The 13738-nt window shown below is 63.7% G+C and carries 17 protein-coding genes; 11 read left to right on the forward strand and 6 right to left on the reverse strand.

Annotated elements, in window-relative coordinates:
* Positions 1 to 12: 12 nt before the first annotated feature.
* Positions 13 to 1236: an MFS transporter gene (locus NLY37_RS01625; protein WP_023692084.1), complete on the reverse strand. Its 1224-nt coding sequence runs from the start codon at positions 1234 to 1236 to the stop codon at positions 13 to 15.
* Positions 1237 to 1355: 119 nt separating this feature from the next.
* On the opposite strand from NLY37_RS01625, the gene NLY37_RS01630 reads away from it, so the two are divergent.
* From NLY37_RS01630 to NLY37_RS01665, 9 genes are all read left to right on the forward strand, one after another.
* Positions 1356 to 1964, forward strand: a complete 609-nt coding sequence (locus tag NLY37_RS01630) for a TetR/AcrR family transcriptional regulator (protein WP_023692083.1) — start codon at positions 1356 to 1358, stop codon at positions 1962 to 1964.
* 134 nt (positions 1965 to 2098) lie between these two features.
* On the forward strand, positions 2099 to 2473 hold the full coding sequence (locus tag NLY37_RS30740; RefSeq protein ID WP_023692082.1) for an Imm8 family immunity protein: 375 nt from the start codon (positions 2099 to 2101) through the stop codon (positions 2471 to 2473).
* Positions 2474 to 2558: 85 nt separating this feature from the next.
* Positions 2559 to 3536: a hypothetical protein gene (locus NLY37_RS01635; protein ID WP_023740702.1), complete on the forward strand. Its 978-nt coding sequence runs from the start codon at positions 2559 to 2561 to the stop codon at positions 3534 to 3536.
* A gap of 71 nt (positions 3537 to 3607) precedes the next feature.
* On the forward strand, positions 3608 to 4534 hold the full coding sequence (locus NLY37_RS01640; RefSeq protein ID WP_023692080.1) for a histone deacetylase family protein: 927 nt from the start codon (positions 3608 to 3610) through the stop codon (positions 4532 to 4534).
* Positions 4535 to 4537: 3 nt separating this feature from the next.
* A complete protein-coding gene (locus tag NLY37_RS01645) occupies positions 4538 to 4789 on the forward strand; it encodes an exodeoxyribonuclease VII small subunit (RefSeq protein ID WP_023668433.1) in 252 nt (83 codons plus the stop codon).
* A 38-nt stretch (positions 4790 to 4827) separates the two neighbouring features.
* The gene (locus tag NLY37_RS01650; RefSeq protein ID WP_023668432.1) at positions 4828 to 5094 is read left to right on the forward strand and encodes a DUF2277 domain-containing protein; all 267 of its coding nucleotides are present in this window, start codon (positions 4828 to 4830) and stop codon (positions 5092 to 5094) included.
* Positions 5095 to 5104: 10 nt separating this feature from the next.
* The gene (locus tag NLY37_RS01655) at positions 5105 to 6025 is read left to right on the forward strand and encodes a pirin family protein (RefSeq protein WP_023685413.1); all 921 of its coding nucleotides are present in this window, start codon (positions 5105 to 5107) and stop codon (positions 6023 to 6025) included.
* A 102-nt stretch (positions 6026 to 6127) separates the two neighbouring features.
* Positions 6128 to 8041, forward strand: a complete 1914-nt coding sequence (gene dxs, locus NLY37_RS01660; protein WP_023685414.1) for a 1-deoxy-D-xylulose-5-phosphate synthase — start codon at positions 6128 to 6130, stop codon at positions 8039 to 8041.
* Positions 8042 to 8186: 145 nt separating this feature from the next.
* Positions 8187 to 8471 (forward strand): hypothetical protein, encoded by a 285-nt coding sequence (locus NLY37_RS01665; RefSeq protein WP_023740703.1) that lies wholly within the window; start codon positions 8187 to 8189, stop codon positions 8469 to 8471.
* On the opposite strand, the gene NLY37_RS01670 is transcribed toward NLY37_RS01665, so the two are convergent.
* Positions 8468 to 8869, reverse strand: coding sequence for a GFA family protein (locus NLY37_RS01670; protein ID WP_023687142.1), 402 nt, complete (start codon positions 8867 to 8869; stop codon positions 8468 to 8470). The two genes, NLY37_RS01665 and NLY37_RS01670, sit on opposite strands and share 4 nt — an antisense overlap.
* Positions 8870 to 9015: 146 nt before the next feature.
* On the opposite strand from NLY37_RS01670, the gene NLY37_RS01675 reads away from it, so the two are divergent.
* Positions 9016 to 9795 carry a TlyA family RNA methyltransferase gene (locus NLY37_RS01675; RefSeq protein ID WP_023740704.1) on the forward strand — a complete coding sequence of 260 codons (780 nt, stop codon included), beginning with the start codon at positions 9016 to 9018 and terminating at the stop codon, positions 9793 to 9795.
* Positions 9792 to 11027 (forward strand): class I SAM-dependent RNA methyltransferase, encoded by a 1236-nt coding sequence (locus tag NLY37_RS01680; RefSeq protein WP_023740705.1) that lies wholly within the window; start codon positions 9792 to 9794, stop codon positions 11025 to 11027. The genes NLY37_RS01675 and NLY37_RS01680 overlap by 4 nt, the downstream gene beginning before the upstream one ends.
* Before the next feature lie 61 nt (positions 11028 to 11088).
* On the opposite strand, the gene NLY37_RS01685 is transcribed toward NLY37_RS01680, so the two are convergent.
* From NLY37_RS01685 to NLY37_RS01700, 4 genes are all read right to left on the reverse strand, one after another.
* Positions 11089 to 11478: a type II toxin-antitoxin system VapC family toxin gene (locus NLY37_RS01685; RefSeq protein ID WP_023692077.1), complete on the reverse strand. Its 390-nt coding sequence runs from the start codon at positions 11476 to 11478 to the stop codon at positions 11089 to 11091.
* Complete coding sequence (locus tag NLY37_RS01690; RefSeq protein ID WP_081732289.1) at positions 11465 to 11740, reverse strand: AbrB/MazE/SpoVT family DNA-binding domain-containing protein; 276 nt, start codon at positions 11738 to 11740, stop codon at positions 11465 to 11467. The genes NLY37_RS01685 and NLY37_RS01690 overlap by 14 nt, the downstream gene beginning before the upstream one ends.
* Positions 11741 to 11818: 78 nt before the next feature.
* Positions 11819 to 13522: a metalloprotease TldD gene (tldD, locus tag NLY37_RS01695; protein WP_023816786.1), complete on the reverse strand. Its 1704-nt coding sequence runs from the start codon at positions 13520 to 13522 to the stop codon at positions 11819 to 11821.
* Positions 13519 to 13716 carry a hypothetical protein gene (locus tag NLY37_RS01700; RefSeq protein WP_155923284.1) on the reverse strand — a complete coding sequence of 66 codons (198 nt, stop codon included), beginning with the start codon at positions 13714 to 13716 and terminating at the stop codon, positions 13519 to 13521. The genes tldD and NLY37_RS01700 overlap by 4 nt, the downstream gene beginning before the upstream one ends.
* Between the last annotated feature and the right edge of the window lie 22 nt (positions 13717 to 13738).

A 13738-nucleotide genomic window follows, 5' to 3' on the forward strand; every position in this document is an offset into this window, starting at 1 on the left:
ACGCTTGTGCTCCTATTCCGCGGGAACGGCGGCCGCGTCGCATCCGTCCAGCTCGCATTCATGGGTGGCCAGGCTGCGCTGGCCGGCGAGCACCGTGACCAGTGCGATAGTGCCGGCCGCCACCGAGACCCAGAACCCGTTCTGAGCTCCAAAGGCGTCCACGACGGCGCCGGCGGCAAACGAGCCCAGCGCCATGCCGATGCCAATCCCGGTCATCACCCAGGTGATCCCCTCGGTCAGCATCGCTTCCGGCACGTGCCGCTCGATCAGGCCGAAGGCGGTGATGAAGGTCGGCGAAATCGCCACGCCGCTGATGAACACGGCCAGCGCCAAGAGCGGCACGGTGCCGGCCGTTAGGGGCAGCAATGTGCCGAGCGCGACAAGAGCGACCGCGATGGCCAGTTGGCGCTGCAACGGTGCTTTCAGATTGAGCGCGCCGACAACGAGGCCGAGCACGAACGATCCCAGCGCATAGACCCCGATAACGAGGCTGGCGGCGCCCGGTTGGCCGAGTTCCTTGGTGATCGCCACCGTGCTCACTTCCGTCGTCGCGAAGGTGGTGCCGACGAAGATCAGGGCGAAGGTGATGATCTGCACTGGGCGCAGCCGGATTGCCGAGCCGCTTGTGACACGATCCACCGGCCGCACTTGCGGCTCGGTCGAGCGCTGCAGGATGAAAGCTGTCGAGCCGATGGCGAGGAACAGCGTGCTCACCAGAACACCAGCTTCGGGGAAGAGGGCGGCGCTCAAGCCCACCGACAGCGATGCGCCTGCGATGTAGACGAGTTCGTCCGCAGCCGACTCGAAGGCGAAAGCGGTGTTCATCTGCGGCCGGCCGCGGAAAATCTCGGTCCAACGCGCGCGCACCATGGCCGGCATGCTGGGCATGGCGGCAGCCGCCAATGCCGACACGAACAATGTCCATAGCGGCCAGTCCTGATTGGCTGCCGCAATCAGCACCGCAAAGGCGATCACGGTGACAATGGTGGTGGGAACAACGATACGCGTCTGGCCGAGCCGGTCGACCAGCCTTGAGATTTGCGGCGCCACGAAAGCATTGCTCAGCGCGAAGGTCGCCGCGACGGCGCCGGCCAGCCAGTATTCGCCATGCGTTTGCGACAGCATCGCCACGAGTCCGATCGGCGCCATGGCGATCGGCAGGCGCGCCAGGAAGCCGGCGCTGGCAAAGCCCTTGGCTCCGGGGGCACGAAAGATTTCGGCGTAGGGGTTTTGCATTGCGGGCTCCTCGACAAAGGCCAATTCAACAATTACATACGATGCGTATGATTGTAAGATAGTGCATACGCGGCGTATGTCAATTGGCATACGATGCGTATGTGAATAAGGCCAGAACCATGCACAGACCCCGCAAGGAGATGATCGCCGAAACGCGCGCCAAGCTGATCACGGCGGCCCGCCATGCCTTCGGTACGATCGGCTATGCCGAGGCGTCGATGGACGATTTCACCGCCTCGGCCGGGCTGACGCGCGGCGCGCTCTACCATCATTTCGGCGACAAGAAGGGGCTGCTGCAGGCGGTCATCGCCGAAATCGATGGCGAGATGGCGGTTCGCATAAATGAGATCGCGTCGAAAGCGCCGACCCGCTGGCAGCATTTCGTCGACGAATGCACGACCTATATCGAAATGGCGCTGGAGCCCGAAATCCAGCGCATCATGTTCAGGGATGGCCCGGCCGTGCTGGGGGATCCGGCGCAATGGCCGAATGCCAATGCCTGCGTCGGTTCAATGACCGATCATCTGACCGCTCTGCAGCAGGAGGGGGTGGTCGTCCCCGGTGTCGACCCCGAAACCGCCGCGCGGCTGATCAACGGCGCCAGCAGCCAGGCGGCGCAGCGCATCGCCAATTCGAGCGACCCCGAAGCGACGTCGAAGACCGTGGTGGCGGCCTTCAAACAGTTGCTCGAAGGGTTGCTGAAGAAGCAGGGTCCTCAGCCGGTCTGAAATCTCACCGCCGAGACCCGGCATTTTGGCAGTGGATCAGTTTGAGATTGCGGACATCGTTGCGCTGATCGAGGCGAAGGAAGCTGAGAAGCCGATGGTGCGGGCACCTATAGAAAGCGTGGAGAATTGCCCCTATGAGAGCACAATACAAGGGTCACCGAGTTGTAGAGACCAAAGCTGGCACATTCGCCCTTGACACGTGGAAGCCGCGCGATCCCACCGACTTTTCCATTACTATAGATTTCTACGCGGGCCCAGAAGGAGATGCGAGCGCCGACGCATTTACGGCGACAGTCTGCTCTCCGAACTATTTTCTTCGCTCGCAAAGCGGCAACGTGTTTTCTGGAGACAGCGTAATTTTCATGCTCAGATTCGACTACGCTGAACTGGAAAAGTTTCTCATAGATCGTTGCGCAGCTACCGAGGGCGATACATGGGACGCGATAGCTGCGCAACTAACGAGGCTGGGACGCTGGGAGTTCGACTATCACCTTCAGATTTCAAACTGACCCACGACTCGGGATTTGCCGATGTTGACAATTCCAGGCCCGGGATCATCCTCGCCGTCCATTCTCTGAGGGGAGATTCGGGCGCATGTGGGATTTCGAAATCGGCAGGTCGGTGTCCATCATGATCAGGACATGGCCGTTCATCGTCTTTCGCATGATCGTCTATTTCGGCATCACGCTGGCTTATATCGTGGCGACCGGCAGCGGCGCCTCGGTCGGCTATGGCGTCGGCCACATCTCCACCGATCCCGACGGGCCGCTGTCCTTTGCACTCTGGGGCGGCATCGTCGGCATTGGCGTCGTTTCGATCGCGCTTTACTGGATCCGCGAATACATCCTCTACGTCGTCAAAGCCGGCCATATCGCCGTCATGGTCCATCTGATCGACGGTAGGGACGTTCCCAATGGCCAGGACCAGATCGCCTACGCCAAGGATGTTGTGAAGGAGCGTTTCGCCGAGGCCAACATCCTTTTCGTGCTCGACCACCTGGTCAAGGGCGCCATCCGCGCCATCACCGGCCTGATCGGCGGCATCGCCGCCTTCCTGCCCATTCCGGGCCTCGGCGGCCTGGTCGCTTTCATCAACACAGTCATCCGCCTGTCGCTGACCTATGTCGACGAGATCATCCTCGGCTACAACATCCGCATCAACTCGTCCTCGCCCTTCGAGACGGCGCGGCAAGGCGTCGTGCTCTATGCCCAGAACGGCAAGACCATGGTCAAGAACGCCGTCTGGCTGGCGGTGATCATGTGGGGCGTGTCCTTCGTCATCTTCCTGCTGATGCTGGCGCCGGCCGCCGCCATCATGTGGTTCATCCCGGGGCAGCTCGGCGGCTGGGCCTTCGTGCTGGCGATCCTGCTGGCCTGGGCCTTCAAGGCGGCATTCATCGAACCCTTCGCCATCGCCTGCCTGATGCAGGTCTATTTTAGGACGATTGAAGGCCAGGTGCCGAACGCCGAATGGGACCAGCGGCTGGCCGAGGCGTCGTCCAAGTTCCGGGAGCTCAGGGACAAGGCGCTGGCCTCATTCGGCGGCTCGCGCTGGACGCAGCCGAGCACCTAAACCCTGTTGAACGTCGGGGCGGCGCGGCGTCAAACCATGGTCAAAGCGGCCGGGCGCGCCTATATCGGGTCATGGTCACAAGGCTCTACACCCATCCGATCTTCCTCGAACATCTGACGCCGCCCGGTCATCCGGAGCGACCCGACCGCTTGCGCGCCATCGAGCGCGTGCTCGATGACGAGGCCTTTGCGGCGCTCGATCGGGTCACGGCGCCGCAAGGCGACGAGGCGACGATCCTCTATGCCCACCCTGAGGATTTCGTGGCTCGGGTCCGCGCCGCGATCCCTGAAAGCGGCATTGCCCCGATCGACGCCGACACCAGCGCCAGCCCGAAAAGCTGGCAGGCGGTGGTGACCGCCATCGGCGCGGCCAATGCCGCCGTAGACGATGTCTTCGAGGGCCGTGTCGCCAACGCCTTCGTCGCCGCGCGTCCGCCCGGCCACCATGCCGAAAAGACCACGGCGATGGGCTTTTGCCTGTTCAACACCGCGGCCATCGCCGCGCGTTATGCGCAGAAGAAACACGGCGCTGAGCGCGTCGCCATCGTCGACTGGGACGTCCATCACGGCAACGGCACGCAGGACATCTTCTGGGACGATCCGTCGGTGCTCTATTGTTCGACGCACCAGATGCCGCTCTATCCCGGCACGGGGGCCAAGACCGAAACCGGCGCCGGTAACATCGTCAACGCGCCGCTGGCGCCACAGACCGGCTCAGAGGTCTTTCGCGATGCCTTGCTGTCGCGCGTCCTGCCGGCGCTCGACAATTTCGCGCCCGATCTGATCATCATTTCCGCCGGTTTCGACGCCCACCATCGCGATCCGCTGGCCGAGATCAACCTCAACGAGGGCGATTTCGACTGGGCGACCGGCCAACTGCTGGAGCGCGCCGGGCGCCACAGCGGCAACCGGCTCGTCAGCCTGCTCGAGGGCGGCTACGATCTGCAAGGACTGGCATTTTCGGTGGCCGCCCATGTCGGGCGGCTGATGAAGGGGTAAAGTATGGCTGGCGAAGCAAATGAAGACGTCAAGGCGATGAGCTTCGAGCAGGCACTCGACGCGCTGGAGAAGATCGTCGATGATCTCGAACGCGGCGACGTGCCGCTCGACCAGTCGATCAAGATCTATGAGCGCGGCGAGGCGCTGAAGGCCCATTGCGACCGGCTGCTGAAGGCGGCCGAAGACAAGGTCGAGAAGATCAGGCTGTCGCGTGATGGCAAACCGGTGGGAACGGAGCCGCTCGACGCGGAGTAGTGGAATGGGGCGGGCATAAAGCAGATAGGAGTTCAAGCATGTGCAGAAACATCAAGACCCTGTTCAATTTCGAGCCGCCGGCGACCCATGACGAGATCCGCGACGCCGCCCTTCAATTCGTGCGCAAACTGAGCGGAACGACGCGCCCCTCGCAGCGCAACCAGGCAGCCTTCGACCGCGCCGTCGAGGCGATCGCCGAATCGGCGCATGAATTGCTGCATTCGCTGGAAACCACGCATCATCCGCGCAATCGCGAAGAGGTGGCGGCCAAGGCAAAAGCCAAATCGGCGCTCCGCTTCGCCTGAAGACATCCAGATGAGTTTCTTCCCCGGCAAGGACCCTGAGCCTGGCGATGCCTTCGCCAGCGACCAGATCGAGCTCATGGTCATTCCAAACGCCAAGGACATTGGCGGCTTCCAGGTTCGCCGCGCTCTGCCGACGGCAAAGCGGCGGCTGGTTGGTCCCTTCATCTTCTTCGACCGCATGGGGCCGGCCATCTTGCGCGCCGGGCAGGCGATGGATGTGCGCCCGCACCCGCATATCGGGCTTTCCACCGTCACCTATCTGTTCGACGGCAATATCAGGCACCGCGATTCGCTCGGCACCGAGATGGTCATCCAGCCCGGCGACGTGAATTTGATGACCGCCGGCCGCGGCATTGTCCATTCCGAGCGCACGCCCGAAGAACTGCGCGGCGCGCCGATGTCGGTCTCCGGCCTGCAGACATGGCTGGCTTTGCCCGACGGCAAGGAGGAAGTGGCGCCGGTGTTCGAGAACACGGCCGCGCTCCTTCTGCCCGAGATCGACGCCGAAGGTGTTTCCGGCCGCGTGGTGATCGGCGATTTCCAGGGACTGCGCTCGCCGGTAAGAGCCGACACCGAGACGCTCTACGCCGATCTGAGGCTGGCGCCCGGCGCCAGCGTCAAAATTCCCGCCGACGCCGAGGAACGCGCCATCTACACGCTGGACGGCGATGTCTCAATCTCGGGCGACCGTTTTCCGGCCGAACGGCTGCTGGTGTTCCGGCCTGGCGACGAGATCGTCGTGTCGTCCGAGCGCGGCGCCCATTTCATGCTCTTCGGCGGCGCTTCGCTCGGCTCCCCGCGCCACATCTGGTGGAACTTCGTCTCGTCGTCGAAGGAACGCATCGAACAGGCCAAGCAGGAATGGAAGACGGGCCGCTTCGATATCGTTCCCGGAGACGAGGAAGAGTTCATTCCGTTACCGGACAATTAACGTCAGCATCACCCGCGTCACTGACACGCATTTACATTCCGGCGACGCAGGCATATTTCGCCATGGATCGACGCGCATCATAGCTGAGCAGGCCCTTTACCAGTGAACGCAACGCTGCATACGCCGCTTCTCGACAAGGTCCGCATTCCAGCCGACCTGAAGAAGCTTGACGAAAGCGAGCTGCCGCAGCTGGCCTCGGAGCTGCGCGCCGAGCTGATCGATGCCGTCTCGCATACGGGCGGGCATCTCGGCGCCGGCCTCGGTGTCGTCGAACTGACGGTGGCGCTGCACTATGTCTTCAACACGCCGGAAGACCGCGTGATCTGGGATGTCGGCCACCAGGCCTATCCGCACAAGATCCTGACCGGCCGCCGCGACCGCATCCGCACGCTGCGCCAGGAGGGCGGCCTGTCCGGCTTCACCCGTCGCGCCGAGAGCGAATACGACCCGTTCGGCGCCGCGCACTCCTCGACCTCCATTTCCGCTGGCCTCGGCATGGCCATGGCGCGCGACCTCTCCGGCGGCCACAACAATGTCATTGCCGTCATTGGCGACGGCGCCATGTCTGCCGGCATGGCCTATGAAGCCATGAACAATGCCGGCGCGCTCGATGCTCGCCTGATCGTCATTCTCAACGACAACGACATGTCGATCGCGCCGCCGACCGGCGCCATGAGCGCCTATCTGGCGCGGCTTGCCTCTGGCAAGACCTATCTTGGCCTGCGCGACTTCGGCAAGAAACTGACCTCCTATCTCGGCAAGCGTGCCGATCGCGCCATCAAGCGGGCGGTCGAGCATGCGCGCGGCTACGTCACCGGCGGCACGCTGTTCGAGGAGCTTGGCTTCTACCATATCGGCCCGATCGACGGCCACAATCTCGAGCATCTGATCCCGGTGCTGAAGAACGTCCGCGACCATGCCGACGGTCCGGTGCTGATCCATGTCGTGACCCAGAAGGGCAAGGGCTACGCGCCGGCCGAGGCTGCGGCCGACAAATATCATGGCGTGAACAAGTTCGACGTCATCACCGGCGCGCAGACCAAGGCCCCGGCCAATGCGCCGGCCTACACCAAGGTGTTTGCCGAAAGCCTGGTCCAGGAAGCCCGCCTGGACGAACGTATCGTCGCCGTCACCGCCGCCATGCCGAACGGCACCGGCCTCGATTTGTTCGGCGAAGCGTTTCCGACCCGGACCTTCGATGTCGGCATTGCCGAGCAACATGCCGTGACCTTCGCCGCCGGCCTCGCCAGCGAGGGCTACAAGCCCTTCGCCGCCATCTATTCGACCTTCCTGCAGCGCGCCTACGATCAGGTCGTCCATGATGTGGCGATCCAGAAACTGCCGGTGCGTTTCCCGATCGACCGCGCCGGTTTCGTCGGCGCCGACGGCGCCACTCATTGCGGCGCCTTCGACACCACCTTCCTGGCGACGCTGCCGGGCTTCGTGGTGATGGCGGCCGCCGACGAGGCGGAGCTTCGCCACATGGTGCGCACCGCCGCCTATTATGACGAAGGCCCGATCGCCTTCCGCTATCCGCGCGGCAATGGCGTCGGCGTCGACATGCCGGAGCGCGGCTCGGTGCTCGAAATTGGCAAGGGCCGCATCGTCAGGGAAGGCACCAAGGTGGCGCTTCTGTCCTTTGGCACAAGACTGCAGGACTGTCTGCTGGCGGCCGAGGAACTCGGCGCGGCAGGGCTTTCGACGACGGTTGCGGACGCCCGCTTCGCCAAGCCGCTGGACGAGGATTTGATCCGCCGTCTCGCCCGCTCGCACGAAGTGCTGGTGACGGTGGAAGAGGGGGCTGTCGGCGGTTTCGCCAGCCACGTGCTGCAGTTCCTCGCCCATGAAGGCTTGCTGGAAAGCGGTCTGAAAGTTCGGCCGCTGGTGCTGCCGGACGAGTTCACCGACCACGCCAAGCCGGAAAAAATGTATGCCGATGCCGGGCTCGACGCGGCCGGCATCGTGCGCACCGTGTTCGTCGCGCTCGGCCATTCCGCGCGCGCGCAGCGCGCCTGAATCAAACCTCACGCAGCTGAAGCAGTTGCCTGTGCAAGCCTGACACTTTGTTAACGCTTCTCTTTGGCGTTTCGCTTACCGTCTCTTTTGGCCGTTTTTCAACGCCGCCCTGCTAGAACTGCCTCCAGGCAGGGAGTTAAAAACAATGCGAACGCTTCTGTGCGGCGCGGCCCTTTTGGCCGTCATCGCCCCGCCGGCCATGGCCGAGACGCGCTATGACCGCAAGCTCGAACAGGCGGTGGCAGGCATCGTCGCCCGCAAGATGGGCGATATCAGGGGCGCTTTTTCCTACAAGCAGGTGCCGCAGCTTGTCGTCGTGCCGGACGCACCAGTCGTTGCTGTCGAGCGCCCGCGCAAGCAGGCTTCAGATGACGGAAGCGACGGCCTGATGCCGGCCGTTGAACGGCAGGTCTCACGGACGATCTTCTAAAACCACATATCGCGCACGCAGCGCCCATCGCGCGGCAGGTCGTCATAAGTGTCCAGCCCGTCGAAATGGTCGATCGGCAGGTCGGCGACCGCCTCCGGCGGTGCCAGCCTGACATTGACGGCGATCCGCGTGCGGCCGCTGTCGCTGCGGCGCAAACCGCGCCAGGCAAGCACACAGGCACATGTCGGGCAAAACAGGATTTCCAGCGACGGCGTCTCCTTGCCGGCGCGGGTGTAGGACTGCACGGGCCCCGCAAGCCGGATACGCTCGTCGACAAAGTCATAGGCCCAGAGCGTGCCATAGCGGCGGCAAAGCGTGCAATTGCAGGCCGTGATCGGGCCGGGATCGCCTTCCAGGGTCCAGTGGGCGGCGCCGCAATGGCAGGTTCCCGTCAGCATTCGTCTTCCTCCGCATTGCCTGAGCCTCTACATCTTGCCGGACTGGCTGCGCTATTCAACCGGGCGGACTGGCTTGCGGCCCGGGTCTCGACGTCCTCCTATGCCAATGTCCTTGCCTTCGCGGCCGGCTTTCGCCATGAAGGCCGATGAACTCCCCTCTGCCAGCCAGCACACGCCAGCGGCTCGACGAATTGCTCGTCCAGCGCGGCCTGTTTGCGAGCCGCTCGCGCGCCCGCGACGCGGTCGAGCGCGGCACCGTGACGGTCGACGGCGTGGTCGCCCGCAAGCCCGGCCAGACGGTTCTGCCGCACTGTCTCATCGTCATCGACGATCCGGCGCAGGGTTATGTCTCACGCGCGGCGCTGAAGCTGATCGCCGGGCTCGACCATTTCAGTCTCGATCCTGCGGGTAGTGAAGCTCTCGATATCGGCGCCTCGACCGGCGGCTTCACCCAGGTGCTGCTCGAACGCGGCGCGGCCCATGTCACGGCCATCGATGTCGGCCACGGCCAGATGCATCCCGACATTGCGGGCGACCCGCGCGTGACGGTCATCGAGGGCCTCAACGCTCGCGAGCTCACGGCTGCCGATCTCGGCGGCCGCATCCCGGATTTCATCGTCTCCGACGTCAGCTTCATCTCGTTGAAACTGGCGACGCCACCGGCGTTGGCATTGGCTCGGGACGGCGCTCGTGCGGTGTTTCTGGTCAAGCCGCAATTCGAGGCCGGCCGCGAGGCAATCGGCAAGGGCGGTCTGTTGAAAGACCCTTATGACGCCGCCCGTGTGGCCGGCTTGCTGCAGGAATGGCTCGAAGGCGTCCCTGGCTGGCGTACATTGGGCCTGCACATGTCGCCGATCGAAGGCGGCGACGGCAACCGCGAATTCCTGCTTGCCGGGATTAAGGATGCCGGGACCAAGGACCGATGAGCACGGGCTTCACCATCAAGAGACTGGGTTCGCAGGGCGACGGCGTCGCCGAGACGGAAACCGGCGAGATGTTCATTCCCTTCACCCTGCCCGGCGAGACCGTCACCGCCGCGCGCGAGAGGGATCGCGCCATGCTGATGGCGGTATTGGAGACGTCGCCGCTGCGTATCGATCCGGCCTGCCGGCATTTCACCGAATGTGGCGGCTGCGCCGTCCAGCATCTGCAAGCCGACGCTTACCAGCAATGGAAACGCGACAAGGTCGTGCACGCCTTGAAAGGCATTGCCGGCGACATCGGCGCCCTGGTGCCGTGTGCGCCACACACACGCCGCCGCGTCGTGCTTGCCGCCAGGCGCGCCAACACAGGCATGCTGCTTGGCTTCCATCGCCATCTGTCGCCGGAAATCATCCCCATCGAGGAATGTCCGATCTCGCTGCCGGAGATCGTTGCCGCGCTCGATCGTTTGAGGTCGGTCGCCGACCTGGTTTGCGCCACCACCAAATCGTTCCGGATGGCGGTCACTGTGACGGGCTCGGGGCTTGACGTCGCTGTCTATGAGTCGGGCAAGCTGGGCGAGAACCAGCGCCGGGTCGCCTCCAACTTCATCATGGCCAATGGCTTTGCCCGGCTTTCGATCGACGACGAGATTGTCATCGAGCCGAAAAAGCCGGTGGTCATGTTCGGCACCGTCGCTGTCGCCATACCGCCTGGCGCCTTCCTGCAGGCAACGCAAGCCGCCGAGCAGACGATGGCCGATCTCGTTGGCGGACATCTGAAGCGGGCCAGGAAAGTCGCGGATCTTTTCGCCGGCTGCGGCAGCTTTGCGCTTCGGCTGGCGGCCAAATCCGAAGTCCACGCGGTCGAAGGCGACGCGGCAGCCCTTTCGGCGCTCGACCGCGGATCGCGCTTCGCCACCGGCCTGAAGCGGGTAACCGGCGAACGCCGCGACCTGTTCCGGCGGCCGCTGACGTTCAAGGAGCTGAATGCTTTCGATGGCGTCGTCTTCGACCCTCCGCGCGCTGGCGCCGAGGACCAGTCGAAGCAGATCGCCCGCTCGGATGTGCCGTTCGTCGCCGCCGTCTCCTGCAATCCGGTGACGCTGGCACGCGACCTGCGCATCCTGATCGACGGCGGCTACATCTTGAAGAGCGTCACGCCCATCGACCAGTTCCTGTGGTCGCCGCATGTCGAGGCCGTGGCGCTGCTGGAGAAGCCGAAACGGCGACGTTAATCCGCCGATTTTCACAAGGCCGTGCTTGAGTTTGCCCCCCCCGCAAGACGTAGCCGGCAAACTAGCCTTCGCGAACGCTTTCGTACCCGGCCGCTTGTGCGGCCTTGATGAACTTACGGTCGAAGGACACAAATGCTGAGCAGTGCGAGGACTTGCCCAGATGGAGCGCATCGGCGAAATCCATTCCCGTCTCGGCTAGATCGACCGCGGAAGAGACGATCGCAGCATCCTCTATCTCGACAGTGGGAAGCCCGCCGAACACCCGCAGTGCATTGACGATCGAGGCCTGATCATAACCATAGCCGCTGCGCAGCACCCACTCAGCCTCCAGGATCACCGTGACGGCGACGAAAACGGGCTGACCGTCGATCAGCCGCCGGGCTCGCGGGGACTGCTCGGGATCGTCGTTCGTCAGATACCTGACGACAACGTTGGTATCAATCGCGAGCATGGCGCCGCCGTGCTTCAGCAAGGACGGCCGCGTCCATCTCCTCCAAGGTCTTCGGTCTGCCACTGTGCGGCAGGACACCAAAGACATCTTCTGGTCGTGTCGGGGCAAAGGCAGGCGCCGGTCTCAAAAGTACACCGTCCGGTGTGTCTTCGACCTGCAGGCGCGTGCCCGCGCCCCAGTCCCTCCGTTTGCGGATAGCGCTGGGCAGGATGACTTGTCCCTTGGTCGAGACGGTCGTTATAAGTTTTTCGGTCGCAGCCATCGCGAAGGACCTTTGCGTAAGACGAACGTAAGATAGCCCTATCGCGGAAGGTATTCAAGCCCGCCGACGTCTCCTCGCTCAAACCCTGGTGCCGCCGACCGTCATCTGGTTCATCCTGAGATGCGGCTGGCCGACGCCGACCGGCACGCCTTGTCCGGCCTTGCCGCACATGCCGATGCCGGTGTCGAGTTTCATGTCGTTGCCGATCATCGACACACGGTGCATGGCGTCCGGTCCGTTGCCGATCAGCATGGCGCCCTTGATCGGCTGCGTCACCTTGCCGTTTTCGATCATGTAGGCCTCGGTGCAGCCGAACACGAACTTGCCTGAGGTGATGTCGACCTGGCCGCCGCCGAAGGATACGGCATAGATGCCGTTCTTGACCGAGGCGATGATCTCGTCCGGCTCCATGTCGCCCGCCGTCATATAGGTGTTGGTCATGCGCGGCATCGGCTGGTGCGCATAGCCTTCGCGCCGGCCGTTTCCCGTGGCTTTCATGCCCATCAGCCGGGCGTTCTGGCGGTCCTGCATGTAGCCGACAAGCTTGCCGTCCTCGATCAGCACATTGCGGGCCGAAGGCGTGCCTTCATCGTCGACGGTCAGCGAACCCCGCCGCTCCGGCATGGTGCCGTCATCGACCACGGTAACGCCCTTGGCGGCGACCTGCTGGCCGAGCAGGCCGGCAAAGGCGGAGGTCTTCTTGCGGTTGAAGTCGCCCTCCAGCCCATGGCCGACGGCTTCGTGCAGCATCACGCCTGGCCAGCCGCTGGACAAAACGATGTCGAACGTTCCGGCCGGCGCGGGAATGGCTTCGAGATTGACCAGCGCCTGCCTGAGCGCCTCCCTGGCCGCATGCTTCCAGGCGTCCTCGACCAGGAACTCGCCGAACGCCTTGCGCCCGCCCATGCCATAGGAGCCGCTTTCCTGGCGGTCGCCGTCGCCGACGACGACGGAAACGTTGATGCGGACCAGCGGGCGGATGTCGCGCACGATCTGGCCGTCGGCGCGCACGATCTCGACATGCTGCCAGGACGCCGCGAGCGAGGCCGTCACCTGGCGCACGCGCGGGTCCTCGGCGCGCAGCCATGCGTCGATTTCCTGCAACAGCTTGGCCTTGACCTCGAAGGAGGGCGAGGGGATCGGGTTCTCCTCGCCATAGAGATGGCGGTTGGTGCGCGCGGGTGCCGCGGCAAGCGTGCCGGAATAGCCGCCCCTGACTGTCGAGACGGCGTCGGCGGCGCGCAGCAGCGACGCCTCCGAAAGATCGCTGGAATGAGCGTAGCCGCTGGCCTCGCCGGCCACGGCGCGCAGGCCAAAACCCTGGTCGGTGTTGAAATTGGCGGTCTTCAGCCTGCCATTGTCGAACATCAGCGCTTCGCTCTCGCTGTATTCGAGGAACAGTTCGCCGTCGTCGGCGCCGTTCAGTGTGTCGGCGACGATCCGCTTGATGCGATCATCTGAAATGTCGAATTGGCCGGTCAGGCTGTTCATGGCAGGTCCGCTCACAGGAGGAATGGTGTTGCCACGATGTAGGCGCGAAGACGCGCCTGCACAATCCGCAATGACGATCCGCAGCAGGTAGGAGCGGGTAGCCCCGCCCCTGAACATGACATCCATCTTGAAGTTCGACCCGTCACCCGAAAAGGCCTTCACCCAGCGATATTTCTTGTTCCATTCATTGGCCTGGTCGGCCGTGAAGGGGTCGGTATAGCCCGAGGAGAACTGGATCGACTTGCACTTCTCATGGTTTTCGCAGCCATAGAAGTAGATGACATATTTCATGCCCTGAAGCCGGCCCGAGACCATCGGATCGCCCCGTCGTCCTTGTCCATCTTGGCCGAGCCATAGCCTTTCGCAAGCTCGAAAATGACGGCCGGATCGGGCGCCGTGATGATTTCGGAATCCTCGGCAAAGGCGACGGAAACGGCGCCGGTCAGGATTAGACCGGTCGACAAAAGCAAAGAACAAGCACGCATGATGACCCCCACAGCCAAAGAT

It is taken from the genome of Mesorhizobium sp. C395A (assembly GCF_030323205.1).
In the GTDB taxonomy this organism is placed as follows: Bacteria; Pseudomonadota; Alphaproteobacteria; order Rhizobiales; family Rhizobiaceae; genus Mesorhizobium.